We start from the raw sequence: 26804 nt of genomic DNA on the forward strand, positions 1-26804 counted from the left end.
TCAGCTGTCATCTTCGCTGTGGAAAACCAGGTGCTGAAAATCAGCAAACGACGTGATCAGAGCTGCAGTATTTTTCATCTGGGCCAGCCGGACTTCCCTCAAGGCTGGGTCCTCTGTCATCACCATAATGTGGTCAAAATAAGCATTCACGGATGGCACCAGCTTCTGCAGTGCGCGGTAGGCCGCTACGGCATCTTCCTGATTCCAGGCAGTGGCGATGCTCTGTTCCGCTTCCGCAGCCGCGGCGAAGAGCGCTTGTTCTTCTTTTTCCTGAAGGTCTTCCTGCTGAATCAAACGATCGGAATCAGCTTTCACAGCGATGTTCGTCACCCGGCTGAATGCTTCTGTCTCTTTTTTGAATTCAGCCTGATCCAGTTTTTCATTGATTAATGCTGCCTTCTTCATCAGCCGGTTCGGATACTGCATGCCTGCTGCCATAACAGCATCGGCAACGTCATAGCGGATGCCGCGCTCTTTGAGAATCGTCTGGAAACGAAGCTGGAAAAAGGACTTCAGTTCTGCCACGGTTGTTTCCTCTGTCTCCTGGAGCAGCCCCTGGTCCGCAGCATCTGCTGTCAATGTTTCGAGCAGCTGAATAAAGTCGAAATGCCAGCTGGATTCAAGGTAGATGTGAAGCACGGCTGCCGCCTGGCGCCGCAGTCCATGAGGATCCTGTGAACCAGTTGGGATAGAGCCGATGCCAAAACTTGTCACCAGCGTATCCAATTTATCCGCCATGCTTACAATCCGGCCTGCCATGCCATCCGGTACAGGGTCTCCGGACTGCTTCGGGAGATAGTGTTCCCGGATTGCCTTCGCTGTATCCGGGGATTCTCCGTCATGAAGCGCATAATATTCGCCCATCTGCCCTTCCAGTTCAGTAAATTCATCGACCATCAGGGTGACCAGATCCGCTTTTGAAAGAGCTGCGGCTCTGGATGCCGTGACGGTCGTTTGTTCATCTGCTTCCGCGAACGATGCCAGCAGTCTTGATGCTGATGTAATCCGCTCCACTTTGTCCATCATCGTTCCCAGCTTTTCGTGATAAACGATCGAAGACAGTTTCTCTAGCCGGGATTCCAGCGTCTGCTTCCGGTCTTCGCTGTAGAAGAATTCAGCGTCGGCAAGTCGTGCCCGGATGACTTTTTCGTTCCCTTTCTGTACGTTCTCCAGGTGACGATGATCGCCGTTGCGTACCGTGACAAACGCCGGTACGAGAGCGCCCTCCTGATTGTAGACTGGAAAATACCGCTGGTGCTCACGCATGGACGTAATCAGCACTTCATCCGGTACCTGCAGAAAACTTTCATCAAAATGACCGAACAGAGCTGTTGGATACTCTACTAGCTGATTGACTTCTTCCAGCAGGCCTTCATGCAGCGGAATATGCCAGCTGTTCTCTGCTTCAAGATCCTGTATCTGAGCGGCAATGGCCTGTTTTCTTTCTGTCGGATCCGCAATCACATGCTCCGCCTGCAGCTTTGTTTCGTATTCGTCCGCATGGCGGAGTTCCGTTTCACCGCCGAGAAAACGATGGCCCCATGTCGTCCGCCCGCTTTCCACGTTTGTCACCGTAAATGGGACGACCTCGCTGCCGTAGAGGGCAGTCAGCCACTTAATCGGACGTACGTAACGGAGGGTATTGCTGCCCCACCGCATGTTTTTTGGAAACGGAATCGACAACAGGACATCTTTTAATCCGGGCAGAAGCTCTTCGACCGCTTCCCCTTTAATATACTTGGTGGCGAAAAGGTAATTCTCTCCTTTTACCTCTTTTATATAAAGATCCTCGGTCGTCACCCCTTGGCCGCGGGCAAAACCCTGCGCTGCTTTCGACCAGTCACCGTCCTGGACACCGATTTTTTCGGAAGGGCCTTTCGCCTTCTCTTCCATATCGGGCTGCCGATCTGCCGTTCCTGTGACTTGGACGGCCAGGCGTCTCGGTGTCGAGAATCCTTTTACGGTTTCATACGGAATCCGTCTCTCCTGCAGCCAGGCTGCAGTCCGCTGTTCGAGTTCTTTCTGTGCATTGGTGACGAATCGGGCGGGCATCTCCTCCAGTCCGATTTCTAAAAGCAGTGTTTGATTACTCATCTTCTGACTCCTCCTTTACCATCGGAAATCCAAGCGCTTCCCGCGCATCGTAGTAGGCAGAAGCGCACCGGCGTGCAAGGGTCCGGACTCTGCCGATATACCCGGTCCGCTCAGTGACGGAAATCGCTCCCTGGGCATCGAGAAGGTTGAACACATGGGAACATTTCAGCACATAATCGTAGGACGGGATGACAAGCTGGTCATCGAGTGCTCGTGCTGCTTCTTTTTCATACATATCAAATAGTTGAAACAGCATGCTGCGGTCCGCGGTTTCAAAAGAGTACTTGGATTGTTCGTATTCATTCTGACGGAACACATCTCCGTAGGTGAATCCTTCCACCCATTCCAGATCGTACACATTCTCTTTATCCTGAATGTACGAAGCGAGACGTTCCAGTCCATAGGTGATTTCCACGGACACGGGCGACGCATCGAGTCCGCCTACCTGCTGGAAATACGTGAACTGGGTGATTTCCATTCCATCCAGCCATACTTCCCAGCCGAGCCCCCAGGCAGCAAGTGTCGGTGCTTCCCAGTTATCCTCGACAAACCGGATGTCATGCTCATCCGGATTGATTCCGAGTTCACGAAGGCTCTGCAGGTAAAGCTCCTGTATATTATCCGGTGAAGGCTTCATGATCACCTGAAACTGATGGTGCTGATACAGTCTGTTCGGGTTTTCCCCGTATCGTCCATCAGCCGGACGGCGGGAAGGTTCGACATAAGCAACATTCCAGGGTTCCGGACCAATGCTCTTCAGAAAGGTCATCGGGTTCATCGTCCCTGCTCCCTTTTCCACATCATACGGCTGTAGAAGCAGGCAGCGCTGCTTACCCCAGAAATTCTGCAGTGTTAAGATCATATCCTGTACATTCATGCTATTCCCTCCACCTTTCAATTAATCCGGATACTGCTTTACGGTACGCAAAAAACTCCCGTCTCTATACCCGGCCTGTGCAGATATAGGGACGGGAGCTTTCCCGCGGTTCCACCCTATTTGCACTGAACATTTTCTCTCCAGTGCCACTTTCGTCCTTCCGCTCCAAAGTGCCTTCGACAGGAGGGGGGCTGATCCGGCTTCCACGATCCCGGATTCGCTGGCAGTCCCTCGCAGTGTACTACTCTTCTTCTCAGCAGATTATTGTCATTTCATTATACTACGAAAGAAACCGTCGTCTGTCAACTCCCGGGAGGCTCCATATTGTCCAGCTGCTGGAGGAATCGTTTCGCCCGGAGCGTCACTCCAACGTAATTCTGGTAATATTCATCCAGGATGATTTGAAGCTCCTTCTTTGTCTCCTGATGCAGCGTAATGCTGCCTAGACGCTCCGGCTGTGCCTGCTGGAACAGCCGCATCACCTTGATGGTCTTCGGCCTCGGGAAAAATTCATTTTCTCTCTCCGAGGCACAGGAGAGACAAAGAGCACCACCGTCGCGGATGGACAGTGTTTTTTCTCCTTCGGCATCCCCGCAGGAGACACAGGCGTGCAGCACTGGATCGGCACCGGATACAGCGAGCATTTTTGTCTCAAACAACAGCTGCAGCGCTTCTCCGTCTTCCCCTTCATGCATTCGACCGAGGGCGAACGTGATCAGGTCATACAGCGCTGGAGAAGCCTGCTGGTCCTCCGTAAGCTTATCAAGCAGCTCCAGCATGCACGAGCCACGGGCATTCAAGAAAATATCTTCCCGCAGTCTTCGGTGCGACTGGATAATGTCAGCCTGATTCAGGCTGCCCATTCCCCGCCCTTGGTAAAAAACAAAAATGCTCTCCACAAAAGGCTGGACCGCAGCACCGAAAGGGCTCTTCGGTTTTTTCGCCCCTCTTGCCATCAGTGCTGTCTTCCCGCCTTCCCGTGAGAAAATCGTGACGATGACATGTGTCTCTCCATAATTCGTCGTCCGCAGCACTATTCCCTGTACCCGTTTCAGCATAGGCTCCTCCCGCTACGATCAATAGTCTTCGTCGTCATATCCGAATTCGCGGAGATATTTCGGTTTGTTTCTCCAGTCTTCTTCGACTTTCACCCACAGTTCAAGAAATACTTTCGTACCGAGCAGCTTCTCAATGTCTTCCCGCGCTAGCCTGCCGATTTCTTTGAGCATGCTGCCCTGCCGGCCGATAATAATACCCTTTTGTGACTTTCTTTCCACAACAATCACCGCGCCTGCATAAACCGTGCTGCTGCTGCGCTCTTTGATCTGTTCGATTTCGACTGCAATCGAGTGGGGTACTTCTTCTCTCGTCAGATGGAGTACTTTCTCACGAATCATCTCGGCAATGAGAAAACGTTCCGGATGGTCGGTGATATGGTCTTCCGGATAATAGGCAGGACCTGCTTCCAGTCTGGCGAAGATCTGTTCTTTCAGCGTATCTACATTCTGCCCGTGGAGAGCCGAGATCGGTATCACTTCATCAAAAGCATGGAGCTCCTGGTACGAAGCGATGAGCGGAAGGAGCTCATCCGGATGCACCTGGTCAATCTTGTTGATAATCAGAAACACCGGCGTCTGCGCATATTTCAGTTTTTCGATGATATATTCGTCGCCCCGCCCTTTGCCTTCTGATGCATCGACGAGAAACAACACCATGTCTACCTCATTCAAGGTATTAACTGCCGTCTTGGTCATGAAATCACCGAGACGGTGTTTCGGTTTGTGAATGCCTGGTGTGTCAATAAAGATTACCTGGCCGCGTTCTTCGGTATACACGCCTTGAATCCGGTTGCGTGTCGTCTGTGCTTTATCGCTCATAATGGCGATCTTTTCGCCGAGCACCTCATTCAACAAGGTCGATTTGCCGACATTCGGCCGGCCGATCAGCGCGGCAAAACCGGACTTATGCTCTTCAGCCATGAAGATCCTCCTTGGTGAATGCGCCGGGAAGCAGCGCTTCGATCGTCGTCGTCTGCACATCTCCATGTAAGTTCGTTAAGTATACCACCGTCTCCTGTTGAAGCAGTTCAGACAGCACCTGTCTGCAGGCGCCGCACGGGGAAACAGGACCGTCTGTATCGGCCGCAACAGCCAGGGCACGAAAACGCGTATAACCTTCGGAAACGGCTTTGAATACGGCAGTACGCTCGCCGCAGTTACACATGCTGTAGGCGGCATTTTCAATGTTGCAGCCCGTAAAGATCGTTCCATCTTCTGCCTCGAGTGCCGCTCCTACCGGAAACTTCGAGTAAGGAACGTAGGCATTGGCTCTCGCTTCCACTGCGCGTTTCATGAGATCTTCTTTAGTCATCTTATCATCCACCACCATTAAAAATTTTATTGAAACAATGCTGCGATATGCGGCAGGAAGATCATCATCCCGACGAGCGCTGATGTTATGGAAAACACAAGCACCGCTCCTGCCGCGGTATCTTTAATAATCTTTGCACGTTCATCGTACGTCTGTATGATTAAATCAGTGATATGCTCCACAGCCGTATTGATCAGCTCGAGACAGAGAACAATGCCCACCGCTGCGGCAAGTACAGCCTGCTCCAGCAGAGGAATCTGGAGCAGCTGCGCAGCAAGCATCACGATGACGGCTGCGGCAGTATGAAAACGAAAATTCTGTTCATGTTGCCACGTATACTTAATCCCTGCACCGGCATACGCAAAACTCTGCTTCAACCTCGCCAGCGAAATGAACGGACGTTTATTTCTCGATGCCATATGCCGCAAGCACCGCTTCCTGTTGCGCAAACATGTCGTTTTCAGCTTCGCTGCTCTCGTGATCATAGCCATGAAGGTGCAGCAGACCGTGAACCGCAAGGAAAGCGAGCTCCCTTTGGCGGCTGTGCCCATAAGTCTCTGCCTGCCTCACTGCCGTATCATAAGAAATGACAATATCACCAAGAACCAGCGGCATCCCCTCTATGTGAGGCATCTCCTCCCCTTCCTGCATAGCGAAAGAGAGCACGTCCGTCGGTTTATCTTTATTCCGATAGGTCCGGTTCAGTTCATGAATATCTGCATCACTGGTAATGCGCACACAGACTTCACTGTCTTCCGGGAGAGACTCTCTTGTCATAGCCTCCGTCAGAACGCCGTGCAGCAGGGCGGCTTCCTCCTCCGTCAGCTTCTCGTTCTCATCGATAACATCAATACTATATGTCATGGTCTACTCTCCTTCCGCAGTCTTAAGCTCTTCATCGTCCGGATAGTCTATTCTTGTATGAAAGGTCCCCTGCAGCGTTTCACAGATCGCCTGGTGCACTTGATCCAGTTCCCGCATCGTAATGTCACAGTCGTCAAACTGTCCGTCATGCAGACGGTCATGGATAATTTTCCTGCAGAGATCCTCAATCTTCGCCATCGTCGGCTCCGACATGGAACGGACGGCTGCTTCCACACTATCAGCGATCCCGACTACCGCCGCTTCCCGCGTCTGCGCTTTAGGCCCCGGATAGCGGTACGTTCTCTCGTCCACCTCATTCGAAGTTTCTTTTGCTTTAAAATAGAAATATTTTAAGAGGGTCGTTCCGTGATGCTGTTCTGCAATATCAATGATTTCTTTCGGCATTTTTTCATCCCGCAGCATGGCTGCCCCGTCGTAGGGATGCGCAATGATGATTTCCGCGCTCCTCTTTGGAGGGAGGTGGTCATGGGGATTGTCATCTTTGTGCTGATTTTCAATGAAAAACTGCGGCCGGACCGTCTTTCCGGCATCGTGATAATACGATCCGACGCGGGCAAGCAGTCCGTTAGCTCCAATCGCTTCACAGGCACCTTCTGCTAAGTTTGCAACGACGACACTGTGATGATAGGTGCCCGGCGTGTCCAGCAGGATTTTGCGGAGCATCCTGCTGTTCGGATTGGACAGTTCAATCAGCCTTGCAGAAGAAAGTACCCCGAATCCGGATTCAAAAAACGGGAGAAGACCGAGAGCGAAAACGACTGAACCAAACCCCGCAGCAGAAGCGGCCCCAGCATATAGAAAACTCTCCGTCCAATTGAGCGGGATTCCTTTCATAAACAGCACGGCGAATAAAGCCGCCATGTTCATAATCGAAATATACGCCCCCGTTTTCAACAGCCGGGTTGCTCGACTGGAAGTGTCCAGAAAGAATACCCCTGCCAGGCTGGAGAAGAGGACATAGATACCGAATCCAAAATCAAACACGGAAGCGGACTGCTCATTGAACAGGACAGAGGCACAGATGGCAAAAAGCACACTTAAAAAGATCGCCGTACGCGGGTGCAGCAGCAGCGAAACCATCACTGCACCAAAAGCGGCCGGCACGAGATAAATGATCCCCGTCAGTTCCAGCTCCTGCAGCAGGCTGGCGAGCTTCATCATCCCGAGCGTCAACAGATAAATAATCAGAAACAGCAGCAGGTGCGTATTGTTCGTCTTGAGGCTCGTTTTGGCTTCACCCAGATAGTAGGCGAGCACAAACATCATCAGCCCTGTCAGCAGTGCCAGCCCTGCATATGCGCCGTATGCAGTAGACTCTTCTGTCATGCCGGCGAGCCGGAGCTGTTCGTGAATTTCAGCGGTGACAACCTGTCCTTCTTCGGCAAGAATCTGGCCTTCGCGGATCATCGCTGGCTCGACGAGATCGAGCGCTGCTTCCCGTGCTTCCTGCGTCGCTTCTTCATCGATCATATAGTTGGCCGTAATGCCTTCACGGGCAATATCCGCCATCGCATCTTCCATGCTCGATCGAATCGAGGAGCCTCGAACACTAAGTTCCACCTGATCTCTAGCTTCGTCTACTTCATTCAATGCAACCTCGTCGGACATAATATCGTGGACCGCACTCGTTATGGTGTCCTGGGCCGTCTGGAGTTCTTCCAGATCCGCTAGAAGCAGCGTTCGAATGGTATCATCATCGAGTGCCTCGGCAAATTCTTCTGAAATCCGCTCTCTGACTTCCTGCACCTGCTCTTCTTCCGACCATTCCTCTCCACCGGGTCCGGTATTCTCAAAAAAGGTTAAATCCCCTTCCTGCTGCCGGATATCCAGCTGTACGAGGTGAATCGTCTGAAACATGTCCTGGATCCGCTCCAGCTGGTTATCGGTATAACGAGGCTGGACAGCATAGACGGGATCGATGTTATCCAGCACTTCCTGCTGCATCCGTTCCGTTTCTTCGGAGTTTTCCACGGTGACGGGAGAACGAAGATCGTCTTGAGCAATGTCGCCTGATTCGACGTCCAGGTCATCCGGAAGTACGTTTGGAAGCAGCAGAAAAAAAGTTATGACTCCAGCCAGTGTAAACAGCAGCACCCGAAGACTTGGGTGGTTCTTCCACTTGTTCCACCAGCGCATATGGTCGATCGATGACGGAGATGTCAACACTGCCCCTCCTCCCAGAACCTGTTGGTATGTATGTCAGGCACAAAGGAGCCGCTCCGGCTGCACCGGATGCGGCCCCGCTTATTCGTTTCTTTCTTTTCCTTCTCCACTTTCCGTGTCATAGGCTTCAATGATCCGCTGTACGAGAGCATGCCGGACCACATCGCTGCCCTGAAGATAAATGAACTGCAGTCCTTTGACTCCTGCGAGTATCCTCTGGGATTCTTTGAGGCCGGATTTCCTTCCTTTTGGCAGGTCAATCTGCGTCAAATCCCCGGTAACGACCATTTTTGAGCCGAAGCCGAGTCGAGTGAGAAACATTTTAATTTGTTCCTCTGTTGTATTCTGCGCTTCATCCAGAATGACGAATGAATCATCCAGTGTTCTTCCACGCATGTAGGCAAGCGGTGCAATTTCGATCGTACCGCGTTCCTGCAATCGCGCTGTATGCTCTGCCCCAAGGACATCATGAAGGGCATCATACAGGGGCCGGAGATACGGATCGACCTTTTCTTTCAGATCCCCTGGAAGAAAACCGAGATTCTCACCGGCCTCGACAGCCGGTCTGGTCAGAACAATCCGCTTTATATGCCCCTCTTTCAGCGCATGCACAGCAAGTACAACAGCAAGATAGGTCTTACCGGTGCCGGCAGGTCCGATACCGAAGACAATATCATGTTTCCGGATAGCGGAAACGTAGTGGCGCTGTCCGAGGGTTTTCGCCAGAATCGGCTTCCCTTTTGCCGTCACCGTGATTTTTTCTTCATACAGATCTGTCATTTCTCCTAACAGATCCTGTTCCGCAAGCTGTGCTGCGTACATAACGTCCCGCTCATGAATGCGTATTCCTTTTCGGATCAGCTGCAGGAGGGTAAGCAGTATCTTTTCGATTTTATCCGATGTATCCTGGTCTGCCTCTACTGACACATCGCTTCCTCTTGTGACCAATTCGGTCTCAAAAGCTTCTTCCAGTCTTATCAAATGTTTATCATTCGGACCGAACAACGCCTGTACTTGATCGGCATCATCGGCCGGTATCGCAATCAGTCGACTCATGTATGCAAATCTCCCTACTACGGTGGTGTATACCTTTACTTTACCATCCGGGCCGCGCACGTGCAAAGTTTTTCCGGGTTCTCCCTGCCGCCGGAAGTGCGTATACCCGCTGTTTTTCTATCAAAGAACAAAAACGCGCAGCGTCTTTTGGTCGGAACGGCGTGTACCGCAGGTTCTTTGAGGGAAGCATAAGTTATTCATGCTTCCCGAGCAGCTGACAGAGCCGACGTCACCCTTAATGAAACCTTATACATTCTTATATATACAAAAACGACCGCCTCCTGCTCTGCAGGAGACGGCCCTTTCAGAAGTCCTTCGTCAGTGACGACGCCCGGACTGCCTTGATTTTGGTTTATTCAGTACTTCGGACCAGACGATTCCTTTAATGACGTCTTCTTTCTCCATCCGGTCGAATCCGAGGTCCAGCTTATGACTACCGCTTTTCGTGATATCGCCCTGTTCAATCATGGACGTATCCACTTTGGCGGCTTTTTCGGATGCTTTACGCTGCTTCTCTTTCAGCTGTTCGTATCGTTCATCCATTTTCTTCTCCGCCTCGGACTTCTCCACTTCGCGCGACTGCGGCTGGGACTGCTTTTCTTCCTTTTTCCCATCACCGCCGCCGAACAGTACGTCTTCCCAGTCAATTTTACCGGATTCACCGCGGTCATCCCGCTGCTGATCCTGGGAAGACGACTGCTGCTGGCCCTGGCCGCCCTCCGTCTGAGAGCCGCTTTTTTGTCTGCCGAGAGACTGGAACAAGCTGATCAGCGCTGCAATGATAAAAAACAGGATGATCGGGTTGTCCACTAGTGCCATGAATTGTAGCATCAGATCTACCCCTTTCATCAGCTGTTATGAGGGGTATTGTTGGAAATCTTGCTCTCCTCATCTTCCTCATCACCGCGAGTTGCTTTTCCGATGGAATCGCGCATATCCGTATCAGCTTTTACGTTGTTAAAGTTGATATAATCCATCACGCCCAGGTTTCCGGAACGAAGTGCTTCCGACATAGCCATTGGTACTTCGGCTTCTGCCTCAACCACTTTCGCACGCATTTCTTCTACGCGGGCTTTCATTTCCTGTTCCTGTGCTACGGCCATTGCACGACGTTCTTCTGCTTTCGCCTGTGCAATTTTCTTATCAGCATCGGCCTGATCGGTCTGCAGTCCTGCGCCGATGTTTTTACCGATGTCAATGTCAGCAATGTCGATGGATAGAATTTCAAACGCCGTACCAGCGTCCAGTCCTTTTTTCAGGACAGTCTGGGAAATCATGTCCGGATTCTCCAGCACTTCTTTATGATTCTTTGCAGAACCAATCGTGGAGACGATCCCTTCACCGACACGGGCAATAACAGTGTCTTCACCGGCACCACCGACAAGGCGGTCTATGTTGGCACGGACGGTGATCCGGGCTTTCGCCTTCACTTCAATACCATCCATCGCAACACCGGCAATAAACGGTGTTTCAATGACCTTCGGGTTGACGCTCATCTGTACCGCTTCGAGTACGTCTCGGCCGGCGAGGTCAATCGCGGCACATCGTTCGAAGGTCAGATCGATGTTCGCACGCTGCGCGGCAATCAGCGCATTAACAACCCGGTCGACGTTACCCCCTGCCAGGTAATGTCCTTCCAATTTGTTTGTAGAAATATCAAGACCGGCTTTTACCGCCTTGATGAGCGGGTTGACAACTCGATGTGGAATAACTCGACGCAGTCTCATCCCGACGAGCTGAAAGATACCCACTTTCACTCCGGCTGCCAGGGCCGAAATCCATAGTGCCACCGGAACGAAGGTAAACAGCACAACAGCTGCTACCAGAATCACACCGATGAGAATAAAAATTCCAATTTGATCAGGCATGTCTTTTCCTCCTTTTTAATTACGCATCTTCTCCGGAAATATCTCTGACGACAATTCTGGAACCGGATACGGAAACAACTTGAATTTTACTTCCTTGTTCAATATAGCCTCCCTCAGATACCACGTCAAGCCGTTCTTCCCCGATTCTTGCTGAACCGGAAGGCCGGAGAACCGTTAATGCAGTACCCGTTTTCCCTTCAACATCTTTTCGGGTATCACTGGAAACATACCCTTTCTCATTTCCTGCTTCTTCGTGAAGAATCATTTTCTTGAATGGGCCGGCCCTGTCCATGTACTTGATCAGGAGCGCCATTGCCGCTGCTGTGACGATCAGCGCAATCGAGAAGGAAATGAGAATATTTGCTGTCGAGAATGAACTGAGCACAAGGCTTGCGAGGACAGCTCCAAGTCCAAGTATACCAAAGATACCAAAACTTGGAGAAAATACTTCCAGAACGAGAAGGCCGGCTCCGACAATGAATAGAATAAGTGCTTCCCAACCTGCAAATCCAGCTACAGTATGTCCGAAGAAGAAAAGGAATAAGGATGAAGCTCCTAAGATCCCCGGTATACCAAACCCTGGTGAAAAAAGTTCAATAGCAAGGCCTACCCCGCCGAGCGTCAGTAGAAATGGAATCACAAAAGGGTGGGTTACCCACCTTGCAATCTGTTCCGCGAAGCTCAATTCAAATTCCATGATCTGGGCATCTTCCATATCAAGATAGGATAAAACGTCCTCTCGTGATTCAAGAACTGCCTCAGCATAACCGACACGTTCTGCTTCTGAAGCAGTCAGGGTCAGCAGCTCGCCTTCCCCGAGATCCAGTTCTTCAATTTCTCTTGAAGGATCTGCCATAGCCAGAGCTACTGCAGGGTCCCGGTCGTTCAGCTCTGCTGCGGAACGCATGTTGCCGAGCCAGGCTGACTGCGCTTTGTCGTCAGCTGCGGATCCAGTACCATCCACTACCTGCGCTGAGCCCATTTCTGTCCCGGGACGCATAATTATCTCATCGGCATTCAATGATATATACGCACCGGCTGACATCGCTTCCCTGACAATAAACGCTGTTGTAGGAATCTCTGTATTACGAATGGCTTCTGCAATCTCGCCGGCAGCATCAACCCGTCCTCCGGGTGTATTCATCTCGAAAACAATGTGATCAACCTGCTCCTCTTCGGCAGTATTCACAGCACGCTTGAGAAATGATTCCAATCCTTGTTCGACAGTGTCTTCAACTGGAACAAAGTAAACCGCCTCTCCAGATGTACCTTCCTGCGCTGTTGAGGAGGTGAACAAAAACAGACTGAGTCCTGCAGCCATCATCAATGCATATAACAACAGTCTCACGTTCTTCACATTTGATGTCCTCCCCTCTTCTTCGCTGTACCCTCAGTATAGACTACGGAGCCCCTTCAAGAAAAGTTTCACGAATTGTGAGAATAACTTCTTTCGATTTCCCTATGTATTCAGACATGCCCGCAGTGACAACGCCTTCATGCAGAAAGCACCTGTAAATACTTCTCTGCACTCTTGGAAGCCCGAGCAGGAGCGTCCAGACAGCTGTGCCACATCAAGAAGGCGCCGGAAGCAGTGAGCTTCTGACGCCAGTGTAACGATTGTGTGCACCTTAACGGCGCGGACGGTTATCGTCATACAATTCGTTTAATCTTCGGCGCGTTTCCGGGGTGCCGAAATTATAAATCATATGAAATAAATTATCTTCATCATCCCCGAGCTCGATTTTTTCCCAATCATCCTTCGTTTCATCAAACGGGGATACAAAAATATGCTCCGGCATCACATCGCCATCGGAAACTTCCTGAAGTTTCGCTTCGAGTTTTTCTCTCTCCGCGGCATTCAGCTCTACTTCATAATGGATCAGCTGATCATCAGCCAGTACTGGGGTCAGCTCGATAAAAGTACCGCTTCTCCATACTACGTAGTAAATATCTTTTGCCATATACAACCCCTCCTTCTAAGGAAGGTATACCCATTTCCTGCTCGTTCCATGCGTCGGATTCCAGCACCTTGAGTACGGCCGCCTTCTGCAGGAGGGAGGCGCATCAGAACCAGTACCCGAAGTTTCTTATCATCTTGAACTACCCCCACCTACGCTTCGCTAAGAGGTGGGGGATTCCTAAGTACAGGGTTCTAACGAACCCTACTTCATTAGGCTATCCCCGAAGTCCCTTCGGTTCGAAGCCTTAAAGCTTCGGCTTCCACATTTTTACCTGCGTTCACATCCCGGTCGTGGTGGGTGTGGCATGTCGGACATGTCCATTCACGCAACGCGAGATTCTTCACGTCTTTGTTTTGATAACCGCAGGAGGAACAACGTTGGCTGGAAGGGAACGTTGTTCCTACAGGAATGACCTCTTTCCCGTACCACGCTGCTTTGTACTCCAACAGGCTGCGGAATTCAGACCAGCTCACTTCGCTGATGGCTTTGGCGAGCTTGTTGTTTTTCATCATATTGGCTACCTGCAAATCTTCGATACCGATGACGTCGTGGTTTTTGACGATAGCGGTACTGAGTTTATGCAGGAAATCCGTGCGGGTATTTTTAATTTTTTCGTGAATACGAGCGACGGTTCTTCGCTGCTTCTGGTAGTTCTTCGCTTCCCGCAACGGTTTGTTGTCTTTCTTGGCCTGCTCGTATCGACGGGAAAGTTTTCGTTGTTCTTGTTGCAGTTGCTTCTCCAGCGTTCGAAGAAAGCGGGGGTTCTTGTGAACTGTCCCATCAGAAAGAACAGCAAAATCCTTTAATCCGACATCTATCCCTACGGTGCTGCCGGTTTTCGGAAGTTCTTCGACTTCCGTTTCAGCGAGAAGCGACACGAAATACTTCCCTGTCGGGTTGCGACGTTCCGTCGCAGAAACGATGCGCCCTTCCACTTCCCGACTTTTAGCAAACGTCACCAGACCAAGTTTCGGAAGTTTCACCTTGTTGCCGGTGACGGCAATATTCCCGTTCGTCTGCTTAGTTGTATAGGATTGAACAGGATTCTTCTTGGATTTAAAGCGAGGGTGCTTGTTCTGCTTCTTGAAGAAACGACTGAACCCATCGGACAGGTGCTTCACGCTTGTCTGCACAGCAACACTATCGACTTCTTTCAACCATTCGTATTCTGCTTTTAAAGACGGGAGTTGCGAAGAACAGGTGCTATACGTCAACCCTTTGCCTGTCGTCGTGTAGGTATCCTGCCATTTCGCAAGAAAATGATTGTACACAAATCGGGAACACCCGATGGTTTTGTGGATGAGCGTTCGCTGGGCTTGATTCGGATAGAGGCGGAATTTGTAGGCTTTTTGGACAACCATGGGTGTTCACCTCCCTGTAGAATACGAACTTATATTCCCATTTTAGCAGGAATGTCTTTTGTGCGCAACACCTACCAAGAGACGGGCGATTCATCCCCCGCTTTACACTTCGTAGGAAGCGGGGGTCTTCTCGCCCAAACATGATAAACGCAGTGCAAAGCTCTTTCTTCCATACTGTGGACGCAGACCTCTGCCGGTGAGAACGTTTGTATTCCGTCAAAGAACCAAAGCGCGGAGCGCCTTTAAATCGGAACGGCGTGTACCGCAGGTTCTTTGAGGGAAGCATGGATTCTTCGTACTTCCCGATCAGCCGGCTACGCCGTCAACCTGAATGAGAACGGTATACATATACTATTAAAAAGCCGCCTCAAATTTGTTTGAGGCGGCCCGGAATATTCCTATTTTACGGCTGTAGTCAGCTGAGTGACTGCTGCACACGTTCCCGGACAAGACCGCCGTCGGCTTTTCCTTTAACCCGGGGCATGACTAGTCCCATTACGCGTCCCATATCTGCTCTGCCTGAAGCACCGCTTTCCGCGACCGCTTCATCGATTACAGCCTGAAGTTCTTCATCCGACATCTGTTCGGGTAGATAACGGGACAACAGATCGATCTCCCGCTGCGTCTTTGAGGCAAGGTCTTCTCTGTCAGCCCTGCTGAACTCCTGGAGGGATTCTCGACGCTGTTTCATCTCCCTGTTCAATACGGTGAGCACTTCTTCTTCAGAGAGGTCATGTCCAGCTTGAATGGCTTCGTTTTGAAGTGCAGATTTCACAGAACGGATGACGGAAAGTCGTTCTTTTTCTTTCGCTCTCATCGCCTGTTTCATATCTTCATTCAGCTGATTGATCATGTGATCTGACACAGGGACCACTCCTTAGAATTTACGCTTACGAGCGGCTTCGGATTTTTTCTTCCGCTTAATGCTCGGCTTTTCATAGTGCTTACGCTTTTTTACCTCAGCCATCGTCCCTTCTTTAGACATCGTTTTCTTGAAACGACGAAGAGCAGTATCGAGGTTTTCGTTTTTACGAACACGTGTTTCTGCCATTCTATATCCCTCCCTCCGGACAACCAGTGAACATGCAAGGGCATGTACAGTAGATTATATCGAATCTAAGCCTGACGGTCAAGGGATTTCTTGCTTTTATCCCTTATTTTCCAGCTGCTGTCTCGAGATGCTTTACCGGCTCTCCTTCGTTGTAGGGGTAACCGGCTTTTGTTATCCGGACAGCCACGATCGAACCGATGCTGTCTTCAGTAAGTGGTGCTTTTACTTTCAGGTAGTTATCCGTATAGCCGACGAGGAGATGTTCGTTCTCTTTATCTTTTTCTTCCGGAATCATTTCGAGAACGGTATTCTCATGGCGTGCAGCATACTCTTTAGCCTGCTGATCGGAAAGCTCAATCAAGCGTCTGACTCTGGCATGTTTCACCTCATCTTCCACCTGATCTGTCATTCGTGCAGCCGGTGTTCCTGTGCGCTTGGAATAAGGGAACACATGCAGCTCTGAAAAGCCGATCTCCTGAACGGACTTGTACGTTTCCAGAAACTCTTCTTCCGTTTCCCCAGGAAAAGCAACGATCACATCTGAAGTGACAGCCAGACCGGGCAGCGCTTCTTTAAGCCGGTCCACGCGTTCTTTGTAAAACGCCATTGTATATTTGCGGCGCATGCGCTTCAGCACGGTGTCGGAGCCTGACTGCATAGGTACGTGCAGGTGACGGACGATTTTTTCTGAATCGTCAATGGCCTCAATCACTTCCTCCGTGATCTGGGACGCCTCTATGGAAGAAATGCGGATTCTTTTCAGGCCGTCGACTTGTTCTAATTCTCTCAACAGGCGTGCAAGGTTGTACTCTTTCATATCTTCACCGTAACCGCCGGTATGGATGCCGGTCAGGACAATCTCTTTGTAGCCTGCCGCCACAAGCTGGTCTGCCTGCTTGAGCACCTCTTGAGGATCGCGGGAACGGAGAAGCCCCCGCGCCCATGGAATGATGCAGAACGTACAGAAATTATTGCAGCCTTCCTGGATTTTCAAAGAAGCTCTAGTCCGGTCTGTAAAAGCTGGTACGTCGAGTTCTTCATAGACCCTCGTTTTCATGATATTTCCTACGCCGTTGATCGGTTCTCTTTCCCGTCGGAATTCTTCAATATATGGAATCATTTTGTGACGGTCTTGTGTTCCGACTACGACATCGACTCCCGGGATGGCCATCACTTCGGCAGGGGACGTCTGAGCATAGCATCCCGTCACACAAATGACAGCTTCCGGATTGCGCCGGATGGCTCTGCGGATCACCTGGCGGCTCTTTTTATCTCCAGTATTCGTCACGGTACATGTGTTAATCACATACACATCAGCCGTTTCCTCGAACGACGTTTTCTCATAGCCTTCATGCTGAAACAGCTGCCAGATGGCTTCTGTCTCATAGTGATTCACCTTACATCCGAGCGTGTGAAATGCGACTTTGCGCATCAGATCACCTCATTCATTCAAAATAAAAAGAAACAGCCGAAAGAAAAGCAAGCGGCGCTGTTTCGGTACGGAGGATTCTCGGGCCGAGACTGCAGAGGATGCCTGCATTCTTCAAAGACGCGGCTTCCTGCTCGGAGAATCCCCCTTCGGGTCCAACGATAAATAAAACGGATGCACCGGGCAGTATGTCTTCAAAACGTCGTTTCAGCAAGCCTCGCTCACCTTGTTTCGCTGTTTCTTCATAAGCCGTAATAACAACATCGAACTGGGAGCACTGATCCAGAAGGGAAGAGAAGCTGCACGGTTCATGAACAGATGGCAGCGTGTGACGATGCGATTGTTCCGCAGCTTCTTTCACAATCTTCCTCCACCGCTCTACTTTCTTCTCTCCCTTCTGTTTATTCCACTTTACTACAGACCGCTCTGCAGCAAAAGGGAGAAAGGAGGCTGCCCCGAGTTCGGTCCCTTTCTGGAGGACCATTTCCAGCTTATCCGCTTTCGGCAGTCCGTGGGCGATGGTTACCCGTATCGGCATTTCATTCGTTTCCTTCTCTTGCTGAAGCAGGTGAACAGTGGCTGGATCGGTTTCCGCCAGCACGGCATGCCAGCATCCGCTGCTGAAACAGACGATCATTTCATCTCCGGGTGCCCCGCGCATGACCTTTACAGCATGGTGGGCTGCTTCCTTATCGAGCAGAACGGCAGAAGTACTGTCCTCCAGAGGGCCATCCAGAAAATATCGCTGCATTAGTCTTCCTCCGGTCTTTGGACAGTAAAGGCGGTCCAGTTCTCCATCTCCGTCGTTTCCACCATGACGAAGCCGGCTTCCATCAAAGCTGTTCTTACTTGATCACGCTGTTTTTCAATAATGCCGGAAACAATCAGATGTCCACCCGGTTTCACCGCACGCTTAGCATCTGGAACCATCGAAACGATAATGTCCGCCAGAATATTAGCAGTAACCAGGTCGTATGTACCTTCTGCGCCAGAGAGAAGATCGGATTCCGAAACACGCACAACCTGCTCCGTCTGATTGAATTGAACATTCTCCCGGGCAGCTTTTACCGCAACGGGGTCCAGGTCCACGGCATCAACAACGGATGCTCCGAGTTTTGCTGCTGCAATCGCCAGCACGCCGGATCCGGTTCCGACATCCATCATATGGATGCCGGAAACCATTCTTTTCTCTAATGCCTGCAGGCAGAGAACGGTAGTTGGATGCGTACCGGTTCCAAAGGCCATCCCGGGATCCAGCTCTACCACCACTTCATCGGACTGTTCCGGCTCATAGTTCTCCCAGCTTGGAGACACGGTGATCCGTGTTCCCACTTTTTCCGGCTTGTAATACTTTTTCCAGGCTGTCGACCATTCTTCTTCATCAACTTCAGAGACAGCGACTTCGTTCGCACCGATGTCTACTCCATAGTCTTTCAACTTCGTGACAGAGGCACAAATGTCGCCAATGGTTTGTTCCAGCATACCGCTCTCAGGCAGGTAGGCTTTTATCAGGACGCCCGTTTCCGGATAGTCATCTGCAGACAGTTGAAAAATTTCCCCGTAGCGGGATTCCCTCTCCCGGAAATAATCGGCACGGTCTTCAATCACAACGCCGCCGGCTCCGGCATCATGAAGTATATGACTGACAGGCTCAACCGCCTCCTGTGTAGTGTGGATGCTGATCTCTGACCATTTCACGCTGCGTCCTCTCCCTTACATTTATTCACCAAAACTACGGAATGCCCGCTTCACTTTCTCAAAGAAGTTCTGGCTCTGTTCGTCCGGAGCTTCGGTTCCACTTTCTTCTGCGAATTCCCGGAGCAGCTCCCTCTGACGGTCATTCAATTTCTTCGGTGTAATGACTTTCACCTGGATGTGCTGATCCCCCTGACCTGCACCGCGAACATTCGGCACCCCTTTGCCTCTTAATCTGAAGTGCGTGCCGGACTGGGTACCTCCAGGCACTTTCAATTTCACTTTGCCTTCCAGAGTAGGTACTTCAATCTCATCACCAAGAGTTGCCTGCACAAACGTCAACGGCATCTCGCAGTGAAGATCATCTCCATCACGATGGAAAAACTCGTGCTCTTTTACATTGAATACGACATAAAGATCCCCTGGAGGTCCTCCATTGACGCCTGGTTCACCCTGACCGGCAACACGGATCTGCTGACCGGTGTCAACTCCAGCAGGAATTTTGATATGAATCGACTTCCGCCGCTTGACTTTTCCGGCACCTCCGCAGGTACCGCACTTATCCTTAATCTGCTGGCCGGTACCGGAACACTTATCACAAATGCGCCGGTTGACGACACGGCCGAATGGGGTGTTCTGCTCGACATTCATCTGCCCGGCGCCGCCGCACTGGGTGCAGGTCTCCGGCTTCGTTCCCGGCTTCGCGCCGTTTCCACCACACGTATCGCAGGACTCTTCCCGCGGAATATCGATATCGGTTTCTTTGCCGAATACGGCCTCTTTGAATTCCAGCGTCATCGTGTACTGAAGGTCCTGTCCCTGCCGGGGAGCGTTCGGATCGCGGCGGCCGCCGCCACCGAAGAACATATCGAAGATATCGCTGAATCCGCCGAAGTCCTGCGCTCCGGCTCCACCGAAGCCTTGATTAGGATCGCTGTGCCCGAACTGATCATAGTGCGCTCGTTTCTGGCTGTCACTCAACGTATCATAGGCATCTTTTACTTCTTTAAATTTTTCCTCAGCGCCCTCTTCTTTATTGACGTCCGGATGATACTGGCGTGCCAGTTTCCGGTATGCTTTTTTGATCTCCTGCTCACTCGCGTTCTGATCGACGCCGAGTACTTCGTAAAAATCTCGCTTGCTCATACTGACCACTCCCGTAAATTATCCATAACGACTATATTATCACCCGCCGATACGTCCGTAAAGACGGGAAGCCGTGAAAAAGCCAAAGTCAAGCAGAACTCGACTTTGGCTTGTCTACCAGCTTACTCTTTCTTGTCGTCGTTGTTGACTTCTTCATAATCTGCATCAACAACATCGTCGTCCTGCTGCGCTTCTCCAGAAGCACCTTCCGCCTCCTGCTGCTGCGCTGCCTGTTCATAGAGCTTCGTTGTCAGCTGCGTGACAATCTCCTGAAGCTCATCTTTCGCCGTACGGACAGCTTCCAGGTCATCGCCTTCGAGTGCTTCCTTCAGCTTGTCTTTTGCTGTTTCCGCCTGTTCTTTCTCTCCGGCGTCCACATTTTCACCAAGGTCAGACAACGTCTTCTCTGTCGAGAATACGAGCTGATCTGCTTCATTGCGGAGATCCACTTCTTCACGGCGCTGTTTGTCCGCTTCTGCATTTTCTTCCGCGTCTTTTACCATCTGCTCTACTTCTTCGTCAGAGAGACCTGAGCTGGAAGTGATCGTGATGGACTGCTCTTTGTTTGTGCCGAGGTCCTTCGCGCTGACGTTCACAATACCATTGGCATCGATGTCAAACGTTACTTCGATCTGCGGAACGCCGCGAGGTGCCGGTGGAATGTCAGAAAGCTGAAAACGGCCGAGTGTTTTGTTGTCCGAAGCCATTTCACGCTCGCCCTGCAGCACATGAATGTCTACAGAAGGCTGGTTATCAGCCGCTGTCGAGAAGGTCTGGGATTTGGATGTCGGAATCGTCGTGTTCCGCTCAATCAACTTCGTCATCACGCCGCCCATGGTTTCAATACCGAGGGACAGTGGTGTTACGTCAAGAAGCACAACGTCCTTCACGTCTCCTGTAAGCACGCCGGCCTGAATTGCTGCACCAAGTGCTACCACTTCGTCCGGATTCACGCCTTTATGCGAGTCTTTTCCGGTTACTTTTTTGATGGCTTCCTGTACTGCCGGGATTCTTGTTGAACCACCGACGAGGACTACTTTATCTACTTCGCCTGCGGAAAGATCAGCGTCTTTCAGCGCCTGGCGCGTCGGCTGCATTGTTCGTTCAACCAGCTTGGAAGAGAGCTCTTCGAATTTCGCACGAGTCAGGCTCAGTTCCAGGTGCTTCGGCCCCGACTGATCCGCTGTAATAAACGGCAGGCTGATCTGCGTCTGAGATACGCCGGAAAGGTCTTTCTTCGCTTTTTCTGCCGCATCCTTCAACCGCTGCAGAGCCATGTTGTCCTGACTCAGATCAATGCCGTTTTCTTTTTTGAATTCAGCAACGAGGTGATCGATAACCACCTGGTCAAAGTCGTCCCCGCCGAGCTTGTTGTCACCGGACGTTGATTTCACTTCGAAGAAACCGTCGCCTAGTTCCAGGATGGATACGTCAAAAGTACCACCGCCGAGATCGTACACGAGAATGGTCTGGTCGTCTTCTTTATCAAGACCGTACGCCAGCGCTGCCGCTGTCGGTTCGTTGACGATCCGCTCAACTTCCAGTCCGGCAATTTTACCTGCATCTTTTGTCGCCTGACGCTGAGAGTCATTGAAGTATGCCGGCACGGTGATGACAGCTTTTGTGACCGTTTCTCCAAGATACGCTTCTGCGTCGTTTTTCAGTTTCTGCAGCGTGATCGCAGAAATTTCCTGCGGTGTGTATGCTTTATCGTCAATATTTACTTTGTGGTCTGTTCCCATGTGACGCTTGATGGAAGTTACTGTGTTTGGATTTGTGATCATCTGACGCTTAGCTACTTCCCCTACTTGCCTTTCGCCGTCTTTAAACGATACGACGGAAGGTGTTGTACGAGCCCCTTCTGCGTTTGGAATAACGACTGCTTCGCCGCCTTCCATTACGGCTACGCAGGAATTGGTTGTACCGAGGTCAATCCCGATTACTTTACTCATTGTTACGTCCTCCTTCATACACTGCTGATTATAGTTTATGCGTTTACTTTTACCATGGCTGGACGGATTACTTTGTCCTTCAATACGTAACCTTTTTGCAGCTCTTCGGTTACGACATTGGACTCATATTCATCCGTTTCCACCTGCATGACTGCTTCATGCCGGTGCGGATCGAATGCTTCACCGACCGCCGGCATTACATGAATGCCTTCTGCTTCAAGAGCTTCATTCAGCTGGTTGTAGACCATCTGCATTCCCTGGAGCAGATTTTTAGCCTCTTCTGTTTCCGGCTCCATCATTAGGGCACGCTCGAAATTGTCGAGTGCCGGGAGCAGTCCTTCTGCAAGCGTCTGTGATTTATATTTAGCCGCCGATTCCTTTTCGTGCTTTGTTCTGCGGCGGAAATTATCATAGTCTGCCTGGACGCGCGCAAGTCGATCCTTCAGTTCAGCATTTTCTGTTTCCAGTCTGCTTTCTGCCGTATCTTCCTGCACGACCTCTTCTTCCTCCGCTGCTGCGTCAGCTTCCTCAGCATGCTCCTGAGCAGCTTCGTGCACTTCTTCTTCCTGTACTTGCTCTTTCTTATCTTCTGACACTGCCTTCACCTCCTTGTTCGAATTAATGACGATCCCGGTCGAGCAGCCGTGTCATGTCCTTGGAAAAATAGTCCATGAGGCTGATCACTCGAGGGTATTCCATCCGCACGGGTCCTAACAGCCCGATGGTACCCGCGTACTTTCCATCGAGCATGTACGTCGCTGTGACGATCGTCAGCTCATCGAATGGTTTAAATTCATTTTCAGAGCCTATCTTTATCGTCAGTCCCTGATCTTCCGAACGGATTAACTTGGAGACAAGGGCGTCTTCCTCGAAAATGTTCAAGAGACTGCGGACTCTTTCCACATCGTGAAACTCCGGCTGATTGAGCATGTTCGTCTTTCCACCGTAGTATACCTTCTCCTGTTGGTGGTCGGCGAGGACGTCCTTGAGCGCTGTCATCATGGTTTCGTATTTCGTAACATGCTGTTTCAGGACGTCGGACACTTCTCTGGAAAGCTTGTGCTGCAGCTGGAACATAGGAACGCCCCGGAGACGTTCGTTCAAAATATTCACGACTTTCTCTACATCAGAACTGCTGATCTCATCCGGGAAGTGCACGGTCTGATTTTCTACATGACCAGCATCCGTGACGATAATCAGGACAGCTTGATCTCCTGAAACCGGAATAAGCTGCAGCTGACTCAGCTTGGATTCAAATACCTCCGGGCCGAGAACAATCGATGTATAAGAGGTAAGCTGCGATAAAATCTTGGCTGACTGCTGAATGAGCTGCTCCGACTCATGAAATCGTGCTGTCATCTGCGAGCGGATATCGTGCACGTCGCTATTCGATAACTCTGCCGGCGGGAGAAGGTGATCCACATAGTAGCGGTAGCCTTTCTGAGAAGGAATCCGGCCAGCCGAACTGTGCGGCTTCTCCAGAAATCCGAGCTCTTCCAGATCGGACATCTCGTTTCTGATCGTCGCGGGACTGAAATGCATGTCTTCCCTTTTTGCAATGGTTCTGGAGCCGACGGGTTCGGCATTCGTGATGTAGTCATCAACGATGGCCTTCAAAATATACAGCTGTCTTTCGGTCAGCATATTCACCCCTCCTGTTAGCACTCTGTCGTTACGAGTGCTAAATCTATTATATAAAGTACCAAAGGGGAAAACGTGTGTCAACGAAGAAAGTCTTTCTTTTTCTGATTCTCTGTCATTGATCGATAAGAAACCGCTCAAAGACTTCATTTCCAAGCAGTCTTCCTTTTTCCGTCAGAGCCAGTCGCTCTTCGTTTCTCTCCAGCAGTCCGTGCTCCACGAGCTCCGGCACAACCGAAGGGAATGCTTCATCGAGGCGCATACCGTAGCGCTCATGAAACTGGGTCCCTGATACTCCTATCCGTTTCCGCAGTCCCATAAACATCTCTTCTTCCATTTTTTCTTGAAATGTGACGGGATGCTCTTCCAGGTAAGGGTGGCCGTGTTCTTCCATCGAACGGAAATATTTCGGCAGTGGTCCGTGATTCCGTCTGCGGATCCCTTCTGTATAGCTGTGCGCCCCTGCACCGATCCCGTAATATCCTTCATTGTTCCAATACGTCAGGTTGTGCCGGCTTTCAAATCCGGGCTTGGCAAAGTTACTGATCTCATACGGAAGAAAATCGTTCGCTTCTGCTGTCTGAAGCAGCTCCTCATACATGTCCGCCTCTACTTCTTGAGCAGGCATACGGAGGTGGCCCCGGTTCATCATCTGGTAGAATACCGTTTTAGGCTCAATTTTCAAAGAGTACGCACTGATATGCGTAACCGGCAGGGAAACGGCTGCCTGGAGTGTCTGCTGCCACTGCCGGAAAGTCTGCGTCGGCAGGCCGAACATCAGGTCAATGGAGAGGTTGGTAATACCGGCTGTATGGGCAGCATGGAGCGTTTCTTCTACGTGGGCATTCTGATGATCCCGGTTGATTGCCTGCAGGAGACCTTCATCAAAGGTCTGCACACCAATGCTCAGCCGGTTTACACCTGCCTGTTTCATCATCTTCATTTTATCTATATCCGCACTGCCGGGATTCACTTCGACTGTCCACTCCGCATCCGGTGCAACCGGAAAATGCGTGGTGATTCCGCGCAGCAGCCGCTCAAGCTGAGGGGTCGTTAGAGCAGTAGGGGTCCCCCCTCCTACATAAATCGTGTCGATCTGCTCCGTCGGCATCCGCTTCGTCGTCATCTCCATTTCCTCCACCGCCGTATCCACGTATTGATCCACCGGCTGGTTTTTGAGGAAAAATTTATTAAAGTCACAGTAGTGACAGATCTGCTCACAAAAAGGCACATGTACATAAAGCGCTCTTGCCATCATCGTTCCTCCTTCCATCTGTGCAGACGCACAGCAGAAACCCGCCGGCAGTCCGCCGGCGGGAATAAATCACTTATTCTCATCCATGCTCAGTACGGACATGAAAGCCTCCTGCGGCACTTCTACGTTGCCGACACTCTTCATCCGCTTCTTCCCTTCCTTCTGTTTCTCAAGGAGCTTCCGCTTACGCGAAACATCCCCACCGTAGCATTTCGCGAGTACGTTTTTGCGCATGGCTTTGATCGTCGAACGGGCAATAACTTTCTGGCCGATACTTGCCTGCACTGGTACTTCAAACTGCTGGCGCGGAATCAGATCTTTCAGCCTGTCAGCGATATGTTTCCCCCGGTTATAGGCAGAATCACGGTGAACGATGATCGACAGGGCGTCAATGGTTTCCCCATTCAACAAAATATCCATTTTGACGAGATTGCTTTCTTTATAGCCGATCAGTTCGTAATCGAAAGAAGCGTAACCTTTCGTACTCGATTTCAATGTGTCAAAGAAATCATACACAATTTCCGACAGCGGGATTTCATAAACAATGTTTACGCGTGTCTCATCCAGATACTTCATATCAAGGTAGTTGCCCCGTTTTCTCTGGCAGAGCTCCATGACCGGACCGACATATTCGTTCGGTACCATTACCTCTGCTTTCACATACGGTTCTTTTACCTGCTCCAGCTGCTGGGCATCCGGCATTTCGGAAGGATTGTCAATTTCCATGAAGGTTCCGTCCGTTTTCGTCACTTCATACACCACGCTCGGCGCGGTCGTAATCAGATCGATGCCGAACTCCCGCTCAATGCGTTCCTGGATAATTTCCATGTGAAGAAGTCCCAGGAAGCCGCAGCGGAACCCGAATCCGAGTGCCTGCGACGTTTCCGCTTCGAACTGCAGAGCGGAATCATTGAGTTCCAGCTTTTCCAGCGCTTCACGGAGGTCGTTGTAATTGTTCGTATCCACCGGATAGAGGCCGCAGAATACCATCGGGTTCAGTTTCCTATAGCCCGGCAGTGGTTCCGGTGCAGGACGGTTCGCATGCGTGATAGTATCACCCACTTGAGAATCTCCGACATTCTTAACAGAAGCGATGAGAAAACCGACATCGCCGACGGTCAGCTCATCCTGAGCAACCGGCTTCGGAGTAAATACGCCGATTTCCTGCACTTCGAAATCTTTCCCTTTGTTCATCATGCGGATTTTTTCTCCGGGCTTTACTGTTCCCTCCACAATCCGGATGTATACAATGACGCCGCGGTACGGGTCATAGATGGAGTCAAAAATCATCGCCTGAAGCGGACCTTCTGGATCACCAGTTGGAGCAGGAACCCGTTCAACAACTGCTTCCATAATATCCTCGATACCGAGACCGGATTTGGCTGATGCCGGAATACATTCTTCGCCAGGAAGTCCTATGACGTCTTCGACTTCTTTCCGCACTTTTTCCGGTTCGGCGCTTGGCAGGTCAATTTTATTAATGACCGGAATGATTTCGAGTTCGTTGTCGAGCGCAAGATAAACATTCGCCAGCGTCTGGGCTTCGATGCCCTGTGCAGCATCAACAATCAACAGTGCGCCTTCGCAGGCAGCCAGGCTTCGTGATACTTCATAAGCAAAATCGACGTGTCCCGGTGTATCGATCAGATGAAAAATGTACGTTTCCCCATTTTTCGCCTTATAACCGAGCTGCACAGCGTTCAGCTTGATGGTGATGCCGCGCTCTCGTTCAAGATCCATCGCATCGAGCATCTGATCTTTCATTTCTCGATCTGTCAATGCGCTCGTCTGTTCCAAAATACGGTCAGCCAGCGTTGACTTCCCGTGGTCTATGTGTGCAATGATAGAAAAATTCCTGATATGATCTCGCCGTTCTATTCGTTGTTCCCGATTCACGTATATCACTCCCATTGGCGGCTTCCTTTATACAATACTCCCTATTATAGCAGGTAAAGAAGCCCCGGTTCAATTGTGATTCCAATCTGTCTCCACTCTTTTCA

At 50.7% G+C, this 26804-nt stretch carries 25 protein-coding genes; all 25 read right to left on the bottom strand.

All coding sequences use genetic code 11. The features are described 5' to 3' along the window. The 25 genes from glyS to lepA all read right to left on the bottom strand — a co-directional run bounded on the left by glyS (position 1) and on the right by lepA (position 26700). The gene (glyS, locus tag G477_RS0103330; RefSeq protein ID WP_026696739.1) at positions 1-2094 is read right to left on the bottom strand and encodes a glycine--tRNA ligase subunit beta; all 2094 of its coding nucleotides are present in this window, start codon (positions 2092-2094) and stop codon (positions 1-3) included. Continuing rightward, positions 2087-2971, bottom strand: a complete 885-nt coding sequence (gene glyQ, locus G477_RS0103335; protein WP_026696740.1) for a glycine--tRNA ligase subunit alpha — start codon at positions 2969-2971, stop codon at positions 2087-2089. The genes glyS and glyQ overlap by 8 nt, the downstream gene beginning before the upstream one ends. Positions 2972-3273: 302 nt before the next feature. After that, positions 3274-4029, bottom strand: coding sequence for a DNA repair protein RecO (recO, locus tag G477_RS0103340; protein WP_026696741.1), 756 nt, complete (start codon positions 4027-4029; stop codon positions 3274-3276). Positions 4030-4047: 18 nt separating this feature from the next. Further along, complete coding sequence (gene era / locus G477_RS0103345) at positions 4048-4950, bottom strand: GTPase Era (protein WP_026696742.1); 903 nt, start codon at positions 4948-4950, stop codon at positions 4048-4050. Continuing rightward, positions 4943-5341, bottom strand: coding sequence for a cytidine deaminase (locus G477_RS0103350; RefSeq protein WP_026696743.1), 399 nt, complete (start codon positions 5339-5341; stop codon positions 4943-4945). Before G477_RS0103350 ends, era begins: the two co-directional genes overlap by 8 nt. 26 nt (positions 5342-5367) lie before the next feature. Then, positions 5368-5760, bottom strand: a complete 393-nt coding sequence (locus G477_RS0103355; protein ID WP_026696744.1) for a diacylglycerol kinase family protein — start codon at positions 5758-5760, stop codon at positions 5368-5370. After that, on the bottom strand, positions 5744-6205 hold the full coding sequence (ybeY, locus tag G477_RS0103360; protein ID WP_026696745.1) for an rRNA maturation RNase YbeY: 462 nt from the start codon (positions 6203-6205) through the stop codon (positions 5744-5746). Before ybeY ends, G477_RS0103355 begins: the two co-directional genes overlap by 17 nt. 3 nt (positions 6206-6208) lie before the next feature. Further along, positions 6209-8392: an HD family phosphohydrolase gene (locus tag G477_RS0103365; RefSeq protein WP_425387096.1), complete on the bottom strand. Its 2184-nt coding sequence runs from the start codon at positions 8390-8392 to the stop codon at positions 6209-6211. Between the two features lie 78 nt (positions 8393-8470). Then, entirely contained in the window at positions 8471-9445 is a 975-nt protein-coding gene (locus G477_RS0103370) for a PhoH family protein (RefSeq protein WP_026696747.1), read from the bottom strand. 318 nt (positions 9446-9763) lie between these two features. Continuing rightward, positions 9764-10276, bottom strand: coding sequence for a hypothetical protein (locus G477_RS0103375; protein ID WP_156897272.1), 513 nt, complete (start codon positions 10274-10276; stop codon positions 9764-9766). 17 nt (positions 10277-10293) lie between these two features. Beyond that, positions 10294-11313: a flotillin-like protein FloA gene (floA, locus tag G477_RS0103380; RefSeq protein WP_026696749.1), complete on the bottom strand. Its 1020-nt coding sequence runs from the start codon at positions 11311-11313 to the stop codon at positions 10294-10296. A gap of 19 nt (positions 11314-11332) precedes the next feature. Then, the gene (locus G477_RS0103385) at positions 11333-12670 is read right to left on the bottom strand and encodes an NfeD family protein (RefSeq protein WP_026696750.1); all 1338 of its coding nucleotides are present in this window, start codon (positions 12668-12670) and stop codon (positions 11333-11335) included. A gap of 271 nt (positions 12671-12941) precedes the next feature. Continuing rightward, entirely contained in the window at positions 12942-13274 is a 333-nt protein-coding gene (locus tag G477_RS0103390) for a hypothetical protein (protein WP_026696751.1), read from the bottom strand. Between the two features lie 209 nt (positions 13275-13483). Further along, the gene (tnpB, locus tag G477_RS0103395; protein ID WP_026696752.1) at positions 13484-14635 is read right to left on the bottom strand and encodes an IS200/IS605 family element RNA-guided endonuclease TnpB; all 1152 of its coding nucleotides are present in this window, start codon (positions 14633-14635) and stop codon (positions 13484-13486) included. A gap of 415 nt (positions 14636-15050) precedes the next feature. Then, positions 15051-15488 (bottom strand): GatB/YqeY domain-containing protein, encoded by a 438-nt coding sequence (locus G477_RS0103400; protein WP_035211101.1) that lies wholly within the window; start codon positions 15486-15488, stop codon positions 15051-15053. Positions 15489-15512: 24 nt separating this feature from the next. Then, positions 15513-15686 carry a 30S ribosomal protein S21 gene (gene rpsU / locus G477_RS0103405; protein WP_026696754.1) on the bottom strand — a complete coding sequence of 58 codons (174 nt, stop codon included), beginning with the start codon at positions 15684-15686 and terminating at the stop codon, positions 15513-15515. Positions 15687-15789: 103 nt separating this feature from the next. Then, on the bottom strand, positions 15790-17118 hold the full coding sequence (mtaB, locus tag G477_RS0103410) for a tRNA (N(6)-L-threonylcarbamoyladenosine(37)-C(2))-methylthiotransferase MtaB (protein ID WP_026696755.1): 1329 nt from the start codon (positions 17116-17118) through the stop codon (positions 15790-15792). Between the two features lie 13 nt (positions 17119-17131). After that, on the bottom strand, positions 17132-17866 hold the full coding sequence (locus G477_RS0103415; RefSeq protein WP_026696756.1) for a 16S rRNA (uracil(1498)-N(3))-methyltransferase: 735 nt from the start codon (positions 17864-17866) through the stop codon (positions 17132-17134). Beyond that, complete coding sequence (gene prmA / locus G477_RS0103420) at positions 17866-18813, bottom strand: 50S ribosomal protein L11 methyltransferase (protein WP_026696757.1); 948 nt, start codon at positions 18811-18813, stop codon at positions 17866-17868. The genes G477_RS0103415 and prmA overlap by 1 nt, the downstream gene beginning before the upstream one ends. Positions 18814-18834: 21 nt before the next feature. Further along, the gene (gene dnaJ / locus G477_RS0103425; protein ID WP_026696758.1) at positions 18835-19956 is read right to left on the bottom strand and encodes a molecular chaperone DnaJ; all 1122 of its coding nucleotides are present in this window, start codon (positions 19954-19956) and stop codon (positions 18835-18837) included. 122 nt (positions 19957-20078) lie between these two features. Further along, positions 20079-21908, bottom strand: a complete 1830-nt coding sequence (dnaK, locus tag G477_RS0103430) for a molecular chaperone DnaK (RefSeq protein WP_026696759.1) — start codon at positions 21906-21908, stop codon at positions 20079-20081. Positions 21909-21943: 35 nt separating this feature from the next. Then, complete coding sequence (gene grpE / locus G477_RS0103435) at positions 21944-22504, bottom strand: nucleotide exchange factor GrpE (protein WP_026696760.1); 561 nt, start codon at positions 22502-22504, stop codon at positions 21944-21946. 22 nt (positions 22505-22526) lie between these two features. Beyond that, on the bottom strand, positions 22527-23552 hold the full coding sequence (hrcA, locus tag G477_RS0103440; protein WP_026696761.1) for a heat-inducible transcriptional repressor HrcA: 1026 nt from the start codon (positions 23550-23552) through the stop codon (positions 22527-22529). A 112-nt stretch (positions 23553-23664) separates the two neighbouring features. Next, positions 23665-24804: a radical SAM family heme chaperone HemW gene (gene hemW / locus G477_RS0103445; protein ID WP_026696762.1), complete on the bottom strand. Its 1140-nt coding sequence runs from the start codon at positions 24802-24804 to the stop codon at positions 23665-23667. A 69-nt stretch (positions 24805-24873) separates the two neighbouring features. Next, positions 24874-26700: a translation elongation factor 4 gene (gene lepA, locus G477_RS0103450; RefSeq protein ID WP_026696763.1), complete on the bottom strand. Its 1827-nt coding sequence runs from the start codon at positions 26698-26700 to the stop codon at positions 24874-24876. Positions 26701-26804 lie beyond the last annotated feature (104 nt).

The sequence above is a fragment of the Alkalicoccus chagannorensis DSM 18086 genome (assembly GCF_000429725.1).
Taxonomy (GTDB): Bacteria; Bacillota; Bacilli; order Bacillales; family Salisediminibacteriaceae; genus Alkalicoccus; species Alkalicoccus chagannorensis.

Excerpts from the sequence above, each read along its gene's own strand:
- tnpB (WP_026696752.1), bottom strand. The coding sequence starts at position 14,635 with ATGGTTGTCCAAAAAGCCTACAAATTCCGCCTCTATCCGAATCAAGCC.
- G477_RS0103390 (WP_026696751.1), bottom strand. The coding sequence starts at position 13,274 with ATGGCAAAAGATATTTACTACGTAGTATGGAGAAGCGGTACTTTTATC.
- ybeY (WP_026696745.1), bottom strand. The coding sequence starts at position 6,205 with ATGACATATAGTATTGATGTTATCGATGAGAACGAGAAGCTGACGGAG.
- dnaK (WP_026696759.1), bottom strand. The coding sequence starts at position 21,908 with ATGAGTAAAGTAATCGGGATTGACCTCGGTACAACCAATTCCTGCGTA.
- hemW (WP_026696762.1), bottom strand. The coding sequence starts at position 24,804 with ATGGCAAGAGCGCTTTATGTACATGTGCCTTTTTGTGAGCAGATCTGT.
- G477_RS0103355 (WP_026696744.1), bottom strand. The coding sequence starts at position 5,760 with ATGGCATCGAGAAATAAACGTCCGTTCATTTCGCTGGCGAGGTTGAAG.
- G477_RS0103370 (WP_026696747.1), bottom strand. The coding sequence starts at position 9,445 with ATGAGTCGACTGATTGCGATACCGGCCGATGATGCCGATCAAGTACAG.
- floA (WP_026696749.1), bottom strand. The coding sequence starts at position 11,313 with ATGCCTGATCAAATTGGAATTTTTATTCTCATCGGTGTGATTCTGGTA.
- hrcA (WP_026696761.1), bottom strand. The coding sequence starts at position 23,552 with ATGCTGACCGAAAGACAGCTGTATATTTTGAAGGCCATCGTTGATGAC.
- glyQ (WP_026696740.1), bottom strand. The coding sequence starts at position 2,971 with ATGAATGTACAGGATATGATCTTAACACTGCAGAATTTCTGGGGTAAG.
- dnaJ (WP_026696758.1), bottom strand. The coding sequence starts at position 19,956 with ATGAGCAAGCGAGATTTTTACGAAGTACTCGGCGTCGATCAGAACGCG.
- G477_RS0103400 (WP_035211101.1), bottom strand. The coding sequence starts at position 15,488 with ATGATCAATCAGCTGAATGAAGATATGAAACAGGCGATGAGAGCGAAA.
- glyS (WP_026696739.1), bottom strand. The coding sequence starts at position 2,094 with ATGAGTAATCAAACACTGCTTTTAGAAATCGGACTGGAGGAGATGCCC.
- G477_RS0103375 (WP_156897272.1), bottom strand. The coding sequence starts at position 10,276 with ATGCTACAATTCATGGCACTAGTGGACAACCCGATCATCCTGTTTTTT.
- recO (WP_026696741.1), bottom strand. The coding sequence starts at position 4,029 with ATGCTGAAACGGGTACAGGGAATAGTGCTGCGGACGACGAATTATGGA.
- rpsU (WP_026696754.1), bottom strand. The coding sequence starts at position 15,686 with ATGGCAGAAACACGTGTTCGTAAAAACGAAAACCTCGATACTGCTCTT.
- G477_RS0103350 (WP_026696743.1), bottom strand. The coding sequence starts at position 5,341 with ATGACTAAAGAAGATCTCATGAAACGCGCAGTGGAAGCGAGAGCCAAT.
- era (WP_026696742.1), bottom strand. The coding sequence starts at position 4,950 with ATGGCTGAAGAGCATAAGTCCGGTTTTGCCGCGCTGATCGGCCGGCCG.
- G477_RS0103415 (WP_026696756.1), bottom strand. The coding sequence starts at position 17,866 with ATGCAGCGATATTTTCTGGATGGCCCTCTGGAGGACAGTACTTCTGCC.
- mtaB (WP_026696755.1), bottom strand. The coding sequence starts at position 17,118 with ATGCGCAAAGTCGCATTTCACACGCTCGGATGTAAGGTGAATCACTAT.